The following is a 16,904-nucleotide window of genomic DNA, read 5'->3' as shown; positions in this document are numbered from 1 at the left end:
ATTTTTATCAACTGAATCAGTTCACCCAGACTAACGTTCCTGCAGATACATAGTGTGGCAGCGAGCGCAAATGGCTAACGCCAGTCAAGATAACGGAACAGCTCCCCCTAGTCGAAACACAGCCTCACCAGCGTATCTAGCCTTATTAGTTGCTGATGGATGTCAGCACTATCAATGCTCGATGGGGCGGCATCGAAATCACTACGCATGCGTGTAAGCAAATGAATCAGGCGACAAATCTCGCGGTGAGTATGGCTCATGGCCGACAATGCCAACTGGCCGCCAGTGCGCCCGTTTCGGCTTCGCCATCGCCATCGCCATCGCCATCGCCAATAACACAGGCCACGATCAGGTCAGGATTGTCGAATGCAGCACCATAAGCATGGGCCACTATAGCCGGGCCGCCATAGCCAGGGCCTGCGATAAACATGATGTTCAAGTCGTGTTACCTGATCAGGCGATTCAAATGTGTGTAGATCAGGTTCAACCCGGGCGCTGTGCCCCAGTGCCCCAGTAACCTGGGTTTTATGTGCTCCAGGTTTAGCGGAGCTTTCAACAAAGGATTGTCCTTGAGGTAGATTTGCCCGACCGTAAGATAGTTTGCCGCGCGCCAGTAGGCGTCCAGCAATTCCAGCTCTATGCGCCCGGTGTGCTGCCAACGCTCCAGAAGGACAATCAACCTGTAGTGTTTACGGCCACAGCCCTAAAGGTCCAGGGCATGAATGCCCTACTTATTTCGGCTTTGCTGGCGAGTCAAAGGATGGGAGCGTCCTGCTCCCAGAGCGACCTGTGATCCGTCTGCTATTTGCCGCTCTTGATCGGAATCACTTTTTCCGGATGGATCGCTTCGGCGCGCTTGGGTAGATGCACTTGCAACACGCCCTTGGCGAACTGGGCATTGATCTTTTCGGCATCGACCTCGCGCGGCAACTGGAACACGCGTTCGAAGCTGCCGTAGTGGCGCTCGGAAAGGTGGTACTCCTTGCGTTTTTCATCGACTTCTTCCTGCTTTTCACCTCGGATAACCAGGTTGCCATTGACGAGTTTGATCTCGATATCCTTGTCGTCCACACCAGGCAGTTCGGCACTGATAAGGTACTCCTCCGCCAGTTCGCTGACATCCATGGCAGGCATGCCATGAGTGAACAAATCTCGTCGCCAGAATGGCTCGACATCGAACGGCGTGTGCCTGAAAGGCATACGCAACGGCCGCCGTCCGAAGTCCTCAAACAGACTATCGATCTGACGCCGTAACTGCTGGAACGGGCGCCACAGCTCAGCGGGTTCCACACTCGGCGGTGTCGCTTGGGCAGGCTGGTTGGAAGCAGGCGTCACAGGTACTTTTTTGGCTTCTTCGGTCATGGTGACCTCCTCGGCTCAGTAAAGGCTGTCTCCCATGGAGACAGTTCGATACTGCGCCTCACCCCCTCCCCGTGTTTGATCTTTATCAACTACGGCGACGTGGACACCGATAGCGATCGAACGATGCCCTGACGAAGATCAAAGCAGCCACCCGCAGCCCGTCTAGCCTGGGAAAATGGTCAGTGCGATTGATGATGTCTCGCTCTTCAGTGACCCGCTTTAGTTCCGCTCGGAGCCGGCGCGGTTCAGCGTGTTGATCATCGTCTTGCTGCCGCTCTTCTTGAGGTTTGCAATAGCGCTTTATCAGGCATGGAGGTGTCGATGAAACCCAAGGCGATTCAATGTTCGCTGGCGGAGATCCAGTAGATCAAATAGTGCTATAACCATACGCTTGGTATTTCAATTCTTTCCAAGGGCGGCAAATTTCCTGGGGTGAGAGCTTTGCGCTCGCCTATACTAAAAAGGTTAAACAGTGCTGGCGAGTGCACTTTGCAAGCTATTGAAAATCATGGGAATTGAAAGGCGCCGAGATCCTTTGAGGCTGTTGGTTAAAAATATTTTTCTGTGGCGGTTTGGTGTCGTGACGAGGACTTGATATGAACGTCTTGTTAAATGAACTTAAGGCCTATCATCATGAGGTGACTGTAAAAATCACTCAGATCAAAGAGTTGCTGAGGAAGATGAGACATGAATCTGACGGTGCTGATGACTGCAAGCTGTTGTTCACGATGCTGGAAGCCTTGCATGGTGATGCAGAGCGACACCACCATGAAAACGAAGAACTTATTCGACTGGCCTTGCTAGCGACTGAGGCACCGATCCACCAACGGGTCAAAGATATTGAACGAGATCATCAGGCATTTGGGCGCATTGCTGGACAGCTGAAGATGTTGGAGAGCACAACTCAGGAAACGAGAGTAATTGCTGACACTATCGATGATTTCATAAAAAAATATTACGACCATATGGACGCCGAGGACAATATTTTCTTTCCGGCGGCAGATAAGTGGCTGTCAGACAACCAGTGGCAGGAAGTAAAACGTCAATGGCATTAATTGGAGCTCACTATACATTTTCAAAATTCAGCCATTACTTAGCACTTGACCTCACTCAGTAATTACCTGGATACCACGCATTAACTCACCGGGGTTTACGTATATCGACTGTACCTCGTTAGAAGTCCCTTCCCTTTGGCGCCTGTGCCGATTACACAAGGCTGTAACCTGCCGCTTTCAGCCAAAAGCAATCGTTCTCAGAAGTCGAACGTCAGTAGGGCCGCACAACCGCTGCCCCCTACCTGCAATCTGTCCTTTCCGACGCTTGGCACGCTGTTTTTTCTCGTTGAAGGAGAAACCGGTCGGAAATCGTTGTCGTATCACCTGCAAGCGCACCGTTACGATCATAACGCAGGTACGGTGAATTACGGGAAGGCTTGGCCTGCCGCGTAGTGTCTTTCTATTACAGAGGTAGTGAGATGAGTGTGAGCCCCATGCTTGGTATGTGGGTGGTGGCTGCGATTGGCTCAGTCATGTTGATGCCAGCGTTAGCGGATCACCGGCGAGGCGGGCACGAGAGTGGCGAGTGGAAGGACGAGTACAGGGACGGGCCATGCAAAGTAAAGATCGAATCCAAATACGATGAGTACAAGGAAGAGATCAAATGCCCAAATGGCCGCGGCGCCAGTTGGCGTCGCGGCGAGTGGAAAGACGAGTTCTGGGAGCGTGGTTGCAAGGTCAAGATCGAGGCCAAGCGAGATGAGTACAAAAAAGAGGTCAAGTGTGATGGTGATGATTGATCCAGCCCAGTTTAGCTTTTGATGTGTGCCACGCATAAACGGCGCAGAGAAGACGACAGCAAAGTAGTTGCCTAACCTGCGCGCTGGGCGTGTTCTGATTCATCCAGATGCTCTAGCAGCACTGCTATCGTCGCATCCCGCAGCTTAATTGCCGCCATCCAGTCCGGCCCTTGCGCCAACAGCGGGGAGCAGACGTTGACGTGGATTGCACCGTGGCGCGGGAACCACTGTCCGTCGCGCAGCACCCTGCGTGTGCCGCTGATTGCGACCGGCAGCAGCGGCACGCCGGCACGCGCGGCAAGCACGAAGGCGCCCATGTGGAACGTTCGCAAGCCTGGCTCGCGGGTGAAGGTTCCCTCGGGGAAGAACACCAGGGACTGGCCAGCTTCTAGCGCCTCGGCTAGGGTCTCGGTGTCTGCGGCGCTGCGCTGCAGGTCGAAGCGTTCGACGAAGCGGGCACCGAGCTTGCGCAGGAACCGGCCGGCGATCCACTGCCCAGCCAGCTCGCGCTTGGCAACGAAGCTGAATCGCGGCGGCAGGGCCGCGCAGAGAATGACGCCGTCGAGGTAGCTGGCATGATTTGCGGCCAGCACGCTCACCCCAGACCCAGACAGGTGCTCCAGCCCCGTGACGCTGAACGGCACCCCCGTCAACCACACGAACAGCCGTGCGGCCGTGCGGGTAAAGCGGCGGCACCAACGCTGGCGCGGCAGGATCGCAACGCCCAGCCAGGTGAGTGGGGTGACCAGCCAGAACAGCAGCCAGATGTAAGCGGCATATAGCGCCGCGCGGCAGGTCCGCCAGCCGCGACTGAAATGCCCGCGTATTGCCTGCACCACCAGGCGCATTAGCTGGCGCCACACGGCGAGGTGTGGCCGACCTACTTCACCGCGCTCATACAGTTCGCGACTGGCAGCACGGCGAATCTTGCCGCTGGAGGTTTTCAGTATGCTATGCGGTGGTGCCAGAACGATATCGTCGGGCGATACACCGGTGAGGTCGACCACGATACGGTTGACCTCCTGTCGCAGGTGTTGCCGCGCGGCAGCTTCCTTTTCGTGGCTTTCGGCCAACACCACCAGGCGCTCGGTGCCGGTGTCCGGGTCAGGACTGCCGAACACCGCGATGCAGCCTTTGCGCAGACCGGGCAAATTACCGACCGCCGCTTCGACGTCGTAGGGGTAGATGTTGCGCCCGGCACGGATGATCAGATCCTTAGCGCGGCCGGTAAGGTAGACCTCACCACCGGCCATGTAGGCGAAGTCGAGCGAGTCGATCCAGCCATCACGCAGCACCCGGCGAGTCTCTTCGGGGTTACGGTAATAGCCACCGGTGGTCGACGGCCCACTGAATTGCAGATGACCTTCGCTGCGCTCAGGGAGTTCGACCCCGCTCCCATCGACGATGCGAATCTGATGACCCGGCAACGGCCGGCCGCTGGAGACAAAATGAAGTATTGCGCTGGCGTCCGCTTCGGCTGGCAGTGCATTGCCACGGGTCTGGAACGCCTCTCGCTGCACCCGGTCGATTAGCGGCCCTCGATCCAGAGGAGGAAAGGCCACACCCAACGTGGCCTCGGCCAACCCATATACAGGCGCCAGCGCAGTGGGCGCCAGGCCGTAGCGAGCGAAACGTTCGGCGAAACGCTGCAAAGTATCCGGGCTGACCGGTTCGGCGCCGTTGAAGGCCAGGCGCCAACTGCTCAGGTTCAGACCTTCGAGGTCACCGTCAGCGAGTTTGTTCAGGCACAGTTCGTAGGCGAAGTTGGGCGCCGCCGACAAGGTGCCGCGGAAGTGGTCGATGGCCCATAGCCAACGCTGCGGCCGTGCCAGGAAAGCCAGCGGTGACATCAGCACCAGGTTGTAGCCGTAATACAGGCTGCCCAGCCAGGCACCGATCAATCCCATGTCGTGGTACATGGGCAGCCAGCTGACGAACACGTCCTGCGGCCCCACTTTCAGTGCCCTCCCCATGGCGCGCAGATTGGCCAGCAGATTAGCGTGGCTGATCATCACGCCCTTGGGCTGGCCAGTGCTGCCCGAGGTGTACTGCAGGAAGGCGATGTCATCCGGTTGCCGCAGCGGTGTGACGCACTCGCTCCCCTCACCCGCCAGCTCGGCCACGCTGGCGATACGAGTCAGGCTCGGAACCTGCGGCCGGAGCAGCCGGGCGAGCAGCTTCGCTTGCGTCACGGTAATCAGCACTTTGACCTCAGCGTTGCGCAGGATGCCAGCCTGGCGGTGCAGATGATCCTCTATCTGCGACAAGCGCAGCGGTGGATAGATAGGCACCGGCACGCCACCGGCCAATAGGATGCCGAAAAAACCAAGGAGAAAGTCGCGGCCTGTGGGCAGCATCAGGGCCACGGTCTGACCGGCGTGCAAGCCACTGCGTTGCAGCCCTGCGGCAATGACCAAGGCGCCCTGATGCAAGGCGCCATAGCTGATATCTTCCTGTTGGTCATTTTCACCTAGCAGGCGCACGTGGACATACTGCGGCTGATGACGCACATGCCAGTCCAGTACCTCGATCAAGGTTCGCGCGGCATCCGGCGTCTGCCCTGATGCAGTCAGAGTCTCGCTAGAGTTGCTAGAGAGCAACGGATGTATGGCCTCGGCGCCATGCCTGCTGTGCAGCACGCGCAATACGTCGGCGGGGGTGTCTGCCGAGGCGAACAGGTTTTCTGGTAAGCGCACACCGAATTCGTGCTCGATACGTGACCACAGTTCGACTCGAGCCAGGCTGTCTACGCCCAGGTCCCGGTCAAGCACGCTGTGCAAGGTGACCTGCAAGTCTTCTGCCGCTTGCGGGTGCAACTCGACCACAGTGCGCTGGACAATTTCGAGCAATTTTTCCGCGCTCCCCTCGTAAGGGGGAACGGCGGAGGGTTCTGGAGGCGGACGAGACATCGGCGGCCCCTCATGACAGGAAACTCTGTGTGTAAATCCTTGCCAGTTGCCATTATACGCTCGCAGGATCGGTGGGTCAGGGCTAGGCTCAATACCAGTCAGCTAAGGGCTTTGAGACGAACATTGCACCTGTGGCGAGGGGGTTCTCCCTCGCCACAGGCCGGTAGAGAGATCGCCATGCCAGCCAGCCTTGCCCCCGGAGTGACGCGCCGAGAAATCTGGGCCTGGGCAATGTTCGATTTCGCCAACTCCGGCTACACGACGGTAGTGATCACAGCCGTGTTCAACGCCTACTTCGTCGCTGTGGTCGCCAAGGGCGAAGCCTGGGGTACGCTGGCCTGGACCAGCGCCATCGCCCTCTCTTACGCCCTGATCATCCTGACCGCGCCGCTGGTTGGCGCCTATGCCGACGCCTTCGCCTGCAAGAAACGCCTTCTGCTGTTCAGTACGGTCGGTTGTGTCGTGTTTACCTCTGGACTCGCGCTGGCAGGACCGGGGGAACTTGGTGTCGCAATCCTTTTCATCGTGCTATCCAACTTCTGCTTCGGCAGCGGCGAAAACCTGATCGCCGCCTTCCTGCCCGAACTCGCCCATGCGGATGCCTTGGGCAAGGTGTCCGGCTGGGGCTGGGGATTCGGCTATATCGGCGGCCTGGTCAGCCTGGGTGCCTGCCTGGCCTTCGTCAGCTGGGCCCAGGCGCAGGGGCAGACTGCGGCGCAGTTCGTGCCGGTGTGCATGCTGATCACCGCGTCCTTGTTCGCCATCGCCAGCCTGCCGACCTTCCTGTTCCTGCGCGAACGCAGCCAGCCGCAGCCCGTGTGCGACGACACGCCTATCGCGCAAGCGGTGCTAGCGCGCTTCGCGCAGACGCTGCGCGAAGCCGAGCGCTATCGCGACCTGCTGCGCTTCCTTGCCTGCACTGTCTGCTACCAGGCCGGTATCTCGGCAGTAATCACCCTGGCTGCCATCTATGCCAATCAGGTCATGGGCTTCAGTACCCAAGACACGCTGCTGCTGATCTTAGTGGTGAATATCACGGCCTCCATCGGTGCAGTGCTGTTCGGTTGGCTGCAGGATCATCTTGGCCATCGCGCCACACTCGCGCTGACCCTGCTGGGCTGGCTCGGCATGGTCGGTCTGGTCTGGGTCGCGCGCGGCCCAGAGCTGTTCTGGCTGGCAGCCAACCTCGCCGGTCTGTGCATGGGCGCCAGCCAATCAGCCGGACGTGCCATAGTCGGTCTGCTTGCGCCGCCGACACGGCTGGCGGAGTTCTTCGGCCTCTGGGGGTTAGCGGTCAAACTGTCGGCAATCCTCGGCCCCATGACTTACGGCCTGACCAGTTGGCTGTCCGCAGGCGATCATCGCTTGGCGATGCTGATTACTGGCAGCTATTTCGTCGTCGGCCTGCTGATCCTGGCCGGCGTCGACCTGGAGCGTGGGCGGCAGGTAGCTGTCAGCCGTACCGAGAGTCTCGAAAAGTGAGTGTGTGCTGGAGAACCCATTGCGTATAAAGAATCAACCCGCTCCTGACCGTCAGCTTTGGGTCCAGGCTGTGTGAAAACGCACTGAGTACGTCGAAAACTGAGAGTTGCGTGCGTTACCTGCGAAACAGGCAGGCGAAAAAGCGAATTGCCCTAGTCAGCTACATAGCCGTTCGTGATGCTGTTTGGGCCGCGTCAGCGGTACAAACAACCACTCAAGATAGTCTGAAATAGTCGGATATTTTCCGGCTATCGAGCTACCTGCACTTTGAAAAAACTATCCACGTCGGAGATCCGATAGATTTTCTCCGTTTTTCAAGCCCCTTGGCTGCCGTAAGGCTCCTCACAGCCACCATTTCCTGCATCGGCACAGACCACGTTTTCCTCACCATGCAGTAGTTTGTCGACCTGCGTGACGTCCGCCACATTGGCCGCCGTGACGGCTACGCTATGCACCAGGCCCGATTCATCATCGACGCCGATGTGGGCTTTGGCGCAACGACAAACCACGGTCGCCCAGATATCCATTGATCACGCTGAAAATCCCGCCTGCCAACTCATGCTTTTCAAGCAGGCGCCGGAAGTTGAGGATGGTGGTTTCATCCGGAATTCGCTCAAGGCTCAGGCCAGCGAACTGGCGCGAAATGGTCGTCTCATACAGCGCCTCCTCCATGGCCGGATCGCTGTAGCCGAACCAGTTCTGCATCAGATGCACGCGCAGCATCGCCATCAGCGGATAGGCTGGACGACCACCTTCACCATTTGGGTAGTGCGGCTCGATCAAGGCGATTAGCCTCTTCCACGGCACGACCTGGACCATCTCGGTCAGGAACAATTCCTTACGGGTCTGCTTGCGCTTGCCGACGTGCTCGGCGTCGGCAAAGGACATCTGCTTCATCTGGCGCCTCGGCGATTGAGGTCGAGCATTTTGCCAAATCTGGAAGTCTTCTTCAGAGTTTCCTTAGCGAATGACCAGTAAGACGGAGAAATCGTAGTGTTGGACGGATCGAGACTAATGCATGCCTGCGAGGTAAGGCAACCGCGAGCTGGGCCATTTGCCAGTACTGAGTGCTGTCAGGCCACACGTCAACGCCTCTCCACTGCAAGCCCCACTCAGATCATTGAGATTGGCCAACGAGGTAGCTCGGTGCGGAAGCGATTGAAAAGAAGCGGAAAGGAAGGGAAAGCGCCGGACTCAAAAAACGCCGCCTCAGAAACGCAAAAAGCCCTGAATAGTCAGGGCTTTGAAGATGGCGGAAGCGTAGAGATTCGAACTCTAGGATAGTTGCCCATCACCAGCGGCGATCTTTTCGTCCAGGTCATCCATGATTCAGCTCCCTGTTAATTGGTCAGGGCAGTACAGGTCGCCTCGCACACAGTACCAACCGTGCGAATTTGGTCGACAGACCGCGAGAGGAAATAGCGGAACCTTACTATTAGCACAGTGCGTCTCTTATAAAAAATAGAAGCTCATAAAGAGTATCGTCACCCTTAAATTTATCGCGAAATACAGGAGATTTCGCTCGGCGCACTACCCCCATTAAAGTGCAAAGTGAAACTTCTCCGCCCCATCGCATAAGAAATAAATTGTAACAAAGACTTCTTGAAATACTCCAGACATCAAGAAATCAACATTTACTGACCAAGAATGAGAAACCTTGCCTTTTATAGCTGGATGGAAACCCAGTTCATTAAAGCCCCACCCAATGGTAACGTATGCTTTCGCATTGCTCAGCACAAGAAACAACACGAGCAAACTTGTTGGTTGAATAAAGGATTAACGAATGACTATCGAGCGAGAGATTTTCTCGGCCCTTATCGCGCAGAACGCATTTCAAGGTGAAAAGCCGAGCGTACAAAGCTACGCCCAGCTAGCCGTCGACAAGGGATTTAGAGCGCTTTCGTCAAAGCAACAGGCAGTGGTAAGCCCCTTCCTGCAAAAAAAATGCGAGGGTATGAAAAAACCAAATGAAAAACATAACAACTGCCAAAATATTATAGGCGGCCGTGAATTGCTTACAGCTCTTGAGAAATCCGAGCATTACAAAGGATGGCGCTGTGAGAGCTGCCGAAGTGCATCTTAAAAATAATAAAGCGATCTAGAACGTTATTGGAGCAGGCCGCCATAGGCCTGCTCGCAGGTCTTTCTCTTCTTTAGGCCCTGATCAGTACCCCCATCAAATCGCCGCTCACTCGTCACGCACTTGAGCGCTTCGGAAAAATTTTGCACGACGTAGCCAAATCCTTCTGCGTGTCTAATTTTTTAAGGAGAGAATAGTGCCCATATATCAAATATCACTGCTGGTTGTTTTCGGTATCGCCACACTCTGGTGGGGCTACCGATTGGATAAGAAGAACCGTCAAAAAGAGTTGGCCGCAAAAAGACAAAGCGAAACCCGAGCCTCCTAGGGTCGCTGGCAGACATCCCTGATATACGTCTGCGCCGCTCTCAAGGCTGCTTGGTCGGCGATGAGGTCTCTCCGTAACCAGCCTGAGGCCGTAGTGATCGAGAACGTTCAAGAGTTCATGGATTGGGCTCTGTACCCGGCCTGGCTTGCTGCAGTGCAAGCCCTCGGCTACCAGGTCGCTCCGCATGTGGTTGATTGCGCCGACTTGGGCGTGCCGCAGCACCGCGTGCGGCTATTCCTGGTCCTGACCCGCAGCAAGGCACCATTGATGCTCGAGCTGCACCGGCGCCAGCACGTGCCGGCCACCAGCTTCCTCGACTTCGACGCCGGGCGCTGGTCGCTGATCGAGAGGCCGGGTCGGGCCCAGACCACGCTCGACCGGGTGCGCAATGGCCGCCAGCGCTTCGGCGAACGCTTCATCATGCCGTACTACGGCAAAGGCTCCGGCACTACCGGGCGCGACATCAACCGCCCGATCGGCACCATCACCACCCTGGACCGATGGGCCTTGGTCGACGGCGATCGCATGCGGATGCTCAGCGCCGATGAGGCCCTGGCCGCTCAGTCGTTCCCGGCCGACACCCTGCGCCCGGACAACCACCGGCTGACCATGCACATGGCAGGCAATGCGGTACCGCCGCTGGCTGGGCAGCGAGTGATTGAGGCGCTGCTTAAAGCAGCGTGATCGACGACGCCGATTGGCCAATGTGAGCTGGGTGAACCACCAATCAAGCACGCTTTCAGAACGTAGGAAGATCGGCGATCCGCCTGCCTGGTATGCACTGATCCTCGATCAGGGACCCGTTGCCATCAGGAACAATTGAGCCAGCGAGTGTCCCTGGTGAGCGGAAAAACAAGTGGAAGCTGTCTCCGTCCTCCATCAACCCGAGCACCTCCGAAACGGAAAAATCGCGCACGTCTGTAGATAATTCAGGTAAGGCGGCTGGAGAGCCGTGCGTTTCTTGACCCTGAAGCGCAACCAGCTTTTCGTCCTCGTCATATCTAGCTGCAGTCACCGCGTAAGTAGTCATAGCCATTACCTCCCCATGAATCGTTAACTATAGCTGCCCACGAGGTATCCCCATGCCCACAGAAAACCGATCCAGCAACACAGAACAGATGGTCCGCGTGCCGCGCGAACTGATGCCGTGTCGGTTTTGCGGTGGTAAAGCTGATTCGCGCTGCACTGCCGGACCGTATCCAGACTGGTTCGTCGAATGCGTTGAATGCCTTGCGTCAGCCCCAGTGTTCAGCGAAGAAAAACTGGACGGATGGAATAACCGCGCCCAGCCAGCCGCCCAGCACCAGGAAGACCCGATGGGTATGCGGCTGCGACCAGGCGGGACGATCTCCAATGACATCCCGCCAGGGCAAGCAGGTCATATCGCCATTGGCCTCCTCGACTCCGCCCCACCAACCTCCGACGGCTTCAGCGCCGGTGACATGGCCGACCAGGGTGCCAAGGCGTTTGCTGCGCGGGATGGTGAAGTTCAGGAGTTACGCGCCAAGTTGGCCGAGGCCCAAGAAGTGCTCCGGGATTGCATTGAAGTCGGCGAGCTTGATGCAGAAACACAGTGGAAGGCCGAGCGGGTATCGAAGGGGCGTCGCTTGTACGTCGATGATCGCGCCTTGGCAAACGCGGCGCCAAGCGACCCTGAATGACCAAAGAGTATATTTGTACCCCCTTCATTCTTTGACTATTGAGCAGCCGCTCGGTCAGGCCTCATTTGGGATACGTCGCTTAATCTGCCTGGTATTGGAGGCGGCGAGTTTACGGGCCAACCCGACGCCCCAGCCCAGCGCCCTGGTCATCGACTCACCAGGTCGGGAGTTGTACGCCTCCTCATGCAAGGCCATTCCAGTTGACGCATAGATGCCGATGAACATTTGCGTGCCGCCGGTACGAAAAAGTCGAACTTGCACGTCGATCATTGTCCCGTCGTCAAGCGTTTCATCATGGGACCGGTGCTGTAGAGCTGGGTCAGCCCACCCCCAAAAAGCTTCACCACGTATTCTCATGTCGCCCTCCTACGACTTTAGTCCTATATGTGCAAAAGCCACCATAGACAAAGCCAAGTGACAAGCAACAACTCTCAACTGGTTTGATTGTTGAATCAGACAGCCGGCCGAAAACTCTGTACCGAACTTAATTCCCTGTACAACTTTCAGCCGCGATAGCGGCAAGGACGATGTCATGCCTGAAGAAATCAAACTGATCCAACCGGTGCCGGTCACCCGGGACGAAAGCGGGATGTTCTGGCACCCCGAACTGCCTCCTTTCGAGGAGGGCGAAGGTGAGAAGTGCAAGGCATGGCTTGCCCAGCAGGGACTGGTAGTCGGCATGGTCAGCCTGGAGTCTGCCGACGAGGAAATCGCCGACCGCTACTTCGAAAGCCACGACCCAGACTGCAGTTACTGGGAGCCTGATCGCCCTGAAGGTGAAGGCTGGTTTTGCCTGTCGATCAACGACACAGACGACGGCCCGGTGTGCTGGTGGGCCCGCCGCAAAGAGCCCGAGCAATGTGGCGCCTGCGATGGCTGCAACAACGGTTGCCAGCTCGACAAGGACAGTCCGGAGGACAGGCCATGATCCCCCTACCCATCGCCGCCCCGCTCTACTTTGGCTGGCTCACCTGGGAGGGGCCGAGGCCATGAGCTGTTACACGCTGTACGACGAGAACCGAAAGCCACGCGGCCATGTCTGCGGCGATCTTGGCCCCCATTGCTCTGGTTGCGGCGATGTCGCGGCCAACCTATGCGACTACCCAGTCGGTAACGGCAAGACCTGTGACCGCAACATGTGCGGCTACTGCTCGACTGAGGTCGCGCCTGATGTTCACTACTGCGCCGCGCATCACGCTGGATGGAAAGCCTTCCGCGATGCCGGCGGCGTGAAGCGAGTGCTCGAAAACGTCGTCCCGCTCAAGGGCGCTTAACCACTCCCCACCTCTGCCGCCATGCGCGGCGTGGAGCCTATCCCATGGAAACCGAAATCTTCTCGGACACAGAACTGGCCGAGCTGACCGGCTACAAGGCCAGGGGCTGGCAGCGCCGCTGGCTGGAAGAGCGCCGTTGGCACTTCATCGAGAGCCGCGGGGACCGACCGCTTGTTGGCCGGCAGTACGCCCGGATGAAGCTGGGCGTCACCTTGAAGTTGTGCCCGTGACACCGCCGCCAATGCCAGAGCCGACCTGGACCCCTGACTTTTCCCGAGTGAACTAAATGCGACCGCGAAAAACCGAGAATCGGGACCTGCCCCCGAACATGTACCGCCGCAAGCGGAAGCGCAAGAACGGCAAGGAGTGGGTCCGGTATTACTTCCGTGACCCGCAGGGCAAGGATATTCCCCTGGGCCCAGACCTCGACCAGGCCCGTTTGAAATGGGCTGAACTGGAGGCGAAGGAAAAACCGCAGGATCTACGCCCGATGAAAGCGATCTTCGACAGATACGAGCGGGACATTATTCCGAAGAAGGGGGCGCGCACGCAGAAGGACAACCTCTCGGAGCTGCGACAGCTTCGACCTGTGTTCGATAGCGCGCCAATCGAGGCGCTTACACCAGCAATGATTGCGCAGTACCGCGATGCCAGGTCGGCGAAGGTACGGGCAAATCGCGAGATTGCCACCCTCTCCCACGTATTCAATATGGCCAGGGAGTGGGGGCTTACCGCAAAAGAGAACCCCTGCCAGGGTGTTCGCAAAAACAAGGAGACGCCTCGGGACTTCTACGCCAATGACGCGGTATGGGATGCGGTCTACAAGAAAGCAGTACCGGAGCTGAAAGACGCCATGGACTTGGCGTATCTGACGGGCCAGCGTCCGGCGGACGTACTGGTGATGAGGAAGGATGACATCGAGAATAACGCCCTCGGCGTGACGCAGAAAAAGACCCACAAGAAGCTGCGGATTATGCTTGAAGTGGATGGGGCTGTGAGCGGCCTTGGCGTCCTAATCGGGGAGATCCTGAAGAGAAACGAAGCACACACATCACCGTACCTGATCCTGACGGACGGCGGCCTGCGAGTGACAGCGTCGATGCTTCGGCGGCGCTGGGATGATGCCCGGGAGGAGGCTGTGAAGGAAGCAACAGCCTGCGGCGACCAGGCCCTGGCCGGCCGCATCAGTCAGTTCCAATTCCGTGACATACGCCCCAAGGCTGCATCGGAAATCACTGATGTGGAGCACGCCAGCCTGTTGCTTGGACATACTAAAGGCGACATCACTGAGCGGGTTTACCGCCGCGTAGGAGCGCTGGCGAAGCCCACCAAGTAGCCGAAGTTTTGTCAGCGCTGACAAAATAAACCATTCCCAAGGGTGTTCCCATGGGTGGTTTTCCCATACCCAAAAAACGCAAAAAGCCCTGAATAATCAGGGCTTTGAAGATGGCGGAAGCGTAGAGATTCGAACTCTAGGATAGTTGCCCATCGACGGTTTTCAAGACCGTTGCCTTAAACCACTCGGCCACGCTTCCTCGTATTGCGGGCGCCATAATACCGAAATGAAACAAGCTGTCAAACTCTCTGTGTAGCTGGTTTGCAGACCTCTGTTATGATCTTTGCATCTGAACGTTTCAAACCCACAGGAGTGTCGCCATGCGCGAACAGGATTACGCCGTCAATCACGGTCAGCAGGTCGAGCAGCAGGAGGTCAGCCGGGTCCTGCGCAATACGTACGGGCTGCTGGCGATCACCCTCGCCTTCAGTGGCGTCATGGCTTTCATTGCGCAGCAAATGCGTGTCGGCTACCCGAACATCTTTGTGGTGCTGATCGGCTTCTATGGCCTGTTCTTCCTCACCAACAAGCTGCGTGATTCGGCCTGGGGCCTGGTGTCTACCTTTGCCCTCACCGGTTTCATGGGCTTCATCCTCGGCCCGATCCTCAACCGTTACCTGGGCATGGCCGGTGGCGCTGAGGTGGTCAGCTCGGCTTTCGCCATGACCGCGCTGGTGTTCGGTGGCCTGTCGGCCTATGTGCTGATCACCCGCAAGGACATGAGTTTCCTCGGTGGCTTCATCACCGCCGGTTTCTTCGTCCTGATGGGCGCGGTGCTGGCCAGCCTGTTCTTCCAGATCAGCGGCCTGCAGCTGGCGATCAGCGCCGGTTTCGTGCTGTTCTCGTCGGTCTGCATTCTGTTCCAGACCAGCGCGATCATCCACGGTGGCGAGCGTAACTACATCATGGCAACCATCAGCCTGTATGTATCGATCTACAACCTGTTCGTCAGCCTGCTGCAGCTGTTCGGCCTGATGGGTCGCGATGACTGATCGGATAGCTGGTCGGTTGTGAGAAAGCCCGCTTCGGCGGGCTTTTTTTATGGCTGTGGGGTTGGCAGCAATTGCCGTGCCGTCAGGTTTTGGCAAGGCTTTGCCTTGCATCGCTGGCAAGGACAACGCCTACAGAGACCGTGCTGGTCTGCGGCATCAATCACTACCCCAAATGGCTACAGCCCCGTAGAATGCGCTCCTTTTTTCTTCCGGGGCAGCACTCCCATGAGTTCAATCGAGCAAGGACCCGGCGCACTTGCGCAGGCCAATGAACTGGTCCTCGGCCTTGAAGACCGGCCGCAGCCGCTAATTGCAATGCTGGCAGCACTGCAGCATCTGCTGGCGATCATTGTGCCAATTGTGACGCCGGGCTTGCTGATCTGCCAGGCGCTGGGAGTTTCGCCACGCGATACCAACCTGATTGTGTCGATGTCGCTGGTGATCTCCGGGATCGCCACCTTTGTCCAGTGCCGGCGCTTCGGGCCGTTCGGCGCCGGGCTGCTGATTGTTCAGGGCACCAGTTTCAACTTTGTCGGGCCGCTGATCGCCGGTGGCGCGTTGATGGTCAAGCAAGGTACGCCGGTGGAAGCGGTGATGGCGGCGATTTTCGGTGTGGTGATTGCCGGCTCTTTCGTCGAAATGGGCATTTCGCGCATTTTGCCGTTCGTTAAGCGCCTGATCACCCCGCTGGTGACCGGTATTGTGGTATTGATGATCGGCCTGACCCTGATCAAGGTCGGTCTGATCAGCATGGGCGGTGGTTTTGCCGCCATGAGCAACGGCACCTTCGCCAACGGCGAGAACCTGCTGCTGTCGGGCGTGGTACTGGCCATTATTGTGGTACTCAACCGTATCCCTGTGGTGTGGATGCGCAGTTGCGCCATCGTTATTGCCCTGGCTGCGGGTTACGCCCTGGCTGGCTATCTGGGTCGCCTGGATTTCACCGGCATGCACCAGGCCGAGCTGTTCCAGGTGCCAATGCCACTGCATTTCGGCCTGGGCTTCTCCTGGGCGCTGTTCATTCCGATGCTGGTGATCTACCTGGTGACTTCGCTGGAAGCCATTGGTGATGTCACCGCTACCAGCAAAGTATCGCGCCAGCCGGTTGAAGGCCCGCTGTGGATGCAGCGGATCAAGGGCGGTGTACTGGTCAATGGTGCCAATTCGCTGCTGGCTGGGGTGTTCAATACCTTTCCAAGCTCGGTTTTTGCTCAGAACAACGGGGTGATTCAGCTGACCGGTATCGCCAGCCGGCATATCGGCGTGTGGATCGCAGCCATGCTGGTGATCCTTGGCCTGTTCCCGAGTGTTGCCGGAGTGATCCAGGCAGTGCCTGAGCCGGTGCTCGGCGGTGCGGCGATGGTGATGTTCGGGGCGGTGGCCGCTTCGGGGATCAATATACTGGCCAGCATCAGCCTGGATCGCCGCGCGCTGCTGATTATCGCGGTGTCGCTGGCGTTGGGCCTGGGTGTGGCGCAGGTGCCAGAGTTCCTGGCGCATATGCCGTCGGCACTGAGAAATGTGCTGGAGTCGGGCGTGGCGACCGGAGGGATTTGTGCCTTGGTACTGAATTGGTTCTTGCCGGAGCATAAAGAGAAGGTTTGAGTGAACGGGGGCGGGCCATCGCGGGGCAAGCCCGCTCCCACAATTTGCTTTATTATTGGCGCAGTTTTGCTGAATGAGCC

General features: G+C 57.8%; 13 protein-coding genes, 1 tRNA gene and 6 pseudogenes. 12 read left to right on the top strand and 8 right to left on the bottom strand.

From position 1 onward, the window contains the following. Positions 1-268: 268 nt before the first annotated feature. From C6382_RS17435 to C6382_RS17425, 3 genes and pseudogenes are all read right to left on the bottom strand, one after another. A pseudogene (locus C6382_RS17435) lies at positions 269-667 on the bottom strand (phosphoketolase); the annotation flags it as partial. 134 nt (positions 668-801) lie between these two features. Then, entirely contained in the window at positions 802-1,362 is a 561-nt protein-coding gene (locus C6382_RS17430) for an Hsp20/alpha crystallin family protein (RefSeq protein WP_107025614.1), read from the bottom strand. Between the two features lie 184 nt (positions 1,363-1,546). After that, positions 1,547-1,666 (bottom strand): annotated as a pseudogene (locus C6382_RS17425) (IS3 family transposase); the annotation flags it as partial. A gap of 292 nt (positions 1,667-1,958) precedes the next feature. On the opposite strand from C6382_RS17425, the gene C6382_RS17420 reads away from it, so the two are divergent. Both C6382_RS17420 and C6382_RS17415 read left to right on the top strand, forming a co-directional pair. Then, a complete protein-coding gene (locus tag C6382_RS17420) occupies positions 1,959-2,417 on the top strand; it encodes a hemerythrin domain-containing protein (protein WP_107025613.1) in 459 nt (152 codons plus the stop codon). Positions 2,418-2,836: 419 nt separating this feature from the next. Beyond that, the gene (locus C6382_RS17415; RefSeq protein ID WP_107025612.1) at positions 2,837-3,157 is read left to right on the top strand and encodes a hypothetical protein; all 321 of its coding nucleotides are present in this window, start codon (positions 2,837-2,839) and stop codon (positions 3,155-3,157) included. 71 nt (positions 3,158-3,228) lie between these two features. On the opposite strand, the gene C6382_RS17410 is transcribed toward C6382_RS17415, so the two are convergent. Beyond that, positions 3,229-6,006, bottom strand: coding sequence for an AMP-binding protein (locus C6382_RS17410; RefSeq protein ID WP_107025611.1), 2,778 nt, complete (start codon positions 6,004-6,006; stop codon positions 3,229-3,231). A gap of 237 nt (positions 6,007-6,243) precedes the next feature. On the opposite strand from C6382_RS17410, the gene C6382_RS17405 reads away from it, so the two are divergent. Continuing rightward, on the top strand, positions 6,244-7,548 hold the full coding sequence (locus C6382_RS17405) for an MFS transporter (protein ID WP_107025610.1): 1,305 nt from the start codon (positions 6,244-6,246) through the stop codon (positions 7,546-7,548). 338 nt (positions 7,549-7,886) lie between these two features. On the opposite strand, the pseudogene C6382_RS17400 reads toward C6382_RS17405, so the two are convergent. Beyond that, positions 7,887-8,445, bottom strand: a pseudogene (locus C6382_RS17400) (transposase); the annotation flags it as partial. 886 nt (positions 8,446-9,331) lie between these two features. On the opposite strand from C6382_RS17400, the gene C6382_RS17390 reads away from it, so the two are divergent. Together C6382_RS17390 and C6382_RS17385 are read left to right on the top strand one after the other, a co-directional pair. Then, complete coding sequence (locus tag C6382_RS17390; RefSeq protein WP_107025608.1) at positions 9,332-9,631, top strand: hypothetical protein; 300 nt, start codon at positions 9,332-9,334, stop codon at positions 9,629-9,631. A gap of 406 nt (positions 9,632-10,037) precedes the next feature. After that, a pseudogene (locus C6382_RS17385) lies at positions 10,038-10,640 on the top strand (DNA cytosine methyltransferase); the annotation flags it as partial. A 55-nt stretch (positions 10,641-10,695) separates the two neighbouring features. On the opposite strand, the gene C6382_RS17380 reads toward C6382_RS17385, so the two are convergent. Then, positions 10,696-10,986: a hypothetical protein gene (locus C6382_RS17380; protein ID WP_146146916.1), complete on the bottom strand. Its 291-nt coding sequence runs from the start codon at positions 10,984-10,986 to the stop codon at positions 10,696-10,698. A 52-nt stretch (positions 10,987-11,038) separates the two neighbouring features. Here C6382_RS17380 and C6382_RS17375 point away from each other — a divergent pair, with 52 nt between their 5' ends. Then, a complete protein-coding gene (locus C6382_RS17375) occupies positions 11,039-11,617 on the top strand; it encodes a hypothetical protein (protein ID WP_107025605.1) in 579 nt (192 codons plus the stop codon). Positions 11,618-11,671: 54 nt separating this feature from the next. On the opposite strand, the gene C6382_RS17370 is transcribed toward C6382_RS17375, so the two are convergent. Next, complete coding sequence (locus C6382_RS17370) at positions 11,672-11,974, bottom strand: hypothetical protein (protein WP_107025604.1); 303 nt, start codon at positions 11,972-11,974, stop codon at positions 11,672-11,674. Positions 11,975-12,149: 175 nt separating this feature from the next. Here C6382_RS17370 and C6382_RS17365 point away from each other — a divergent pair. The 4 genes and pseudogenes from C6382_RS17365 to C6382_RS17350 form a co-directional block, all read left to right on the top strand. Then, a pseudogene (locus C6382_RS17365) lies at positions 12,150-12,464 on the top strand (hypothetical protein); the annotation flags it as partial. A gap of 142 nt (positions 12,465-12,606) precedes the next feature. Beyond that, positions 12,607-12,891, top strand: coding sequence for a hypothetical protein (locus C6382_RS17360; RefSeq protein ID WP_107025603.1), 285 nt, complete (start codon positions 12,607-12,609; stop codon positions 12,889-12,891). A gap of 44 nt (positions 12,892-12,935) precedes the next feature. Next, positions 12,936-13,177: pseudogene (locus tag C6382_RS17355) on the top strand (DUF4224 domain-containing protein). Beyond that, positions 13,178-14,227, top strand: a complete 1,050-nt coding sequence (locus C6382_RS17350; protein WP_107025602.1) for a tyrosine-type recombinase/integrase — start codon at positions 13,178-13,180, stop codon at positions 14,225-14,227. A gap of 111 nt (positions 14,228-14,338) precedes the next feature. Here the strand turns inward: C6382_RS17350 and C6382_RS17345 are convergent. Next, positions 14,339-14,426: transfer RNA gene (locus C6382_RS17345), tRNA-Ser, on the bottom strand. A 121-nt stretch (positions 14,427-14,547) separates the two neighbouring features. Here C6382_RS17345 and C6382_RS17340 point away from each other — a divergent pair. Beyond that, positions 14,548-15,219 (top strand): Bax inhibitor-1/YccA family protein, encoded by a 672-nt coding sequence (locus C6382_RS17340; RefSeq protein WP_107025601.1) that lies wholly within the window; start codon positions 14,548-14,550, stop codon positions 15,217-15,219. Between the two features lie 225 nt (positions 15,220-15,444). Next, complete coding sequence (locus C6382_RS17335) at positions 15,445-16,824, top strand: nucleobase:cation symporter-2 family protein (RefSeq protein WP_107025600.1); 1,380 nt, start codon at positions 15,445-15,447, stop codon at positions 16,822-16,824. The last annotated feature ends 80 nt before the right edge of the window (positions 16,825-16,904 follow it).

The organism is Pseudomonas sp. BBP2017 (assembly GCF_003024385.1).
In the GTDB taxonomy this organism is placed as follows: domain Bacteria; phylum Pseudomonadota; class Gammaproteobacteria; order Pseudomonadales; family Pseudomonadaceae; genus Aquipseudomonas.
The sequence above is the reverse complement of the archived record's forward strand: the minus strand, read 5'-3'. Positions and strand labels throughout refer to the sequence as shown.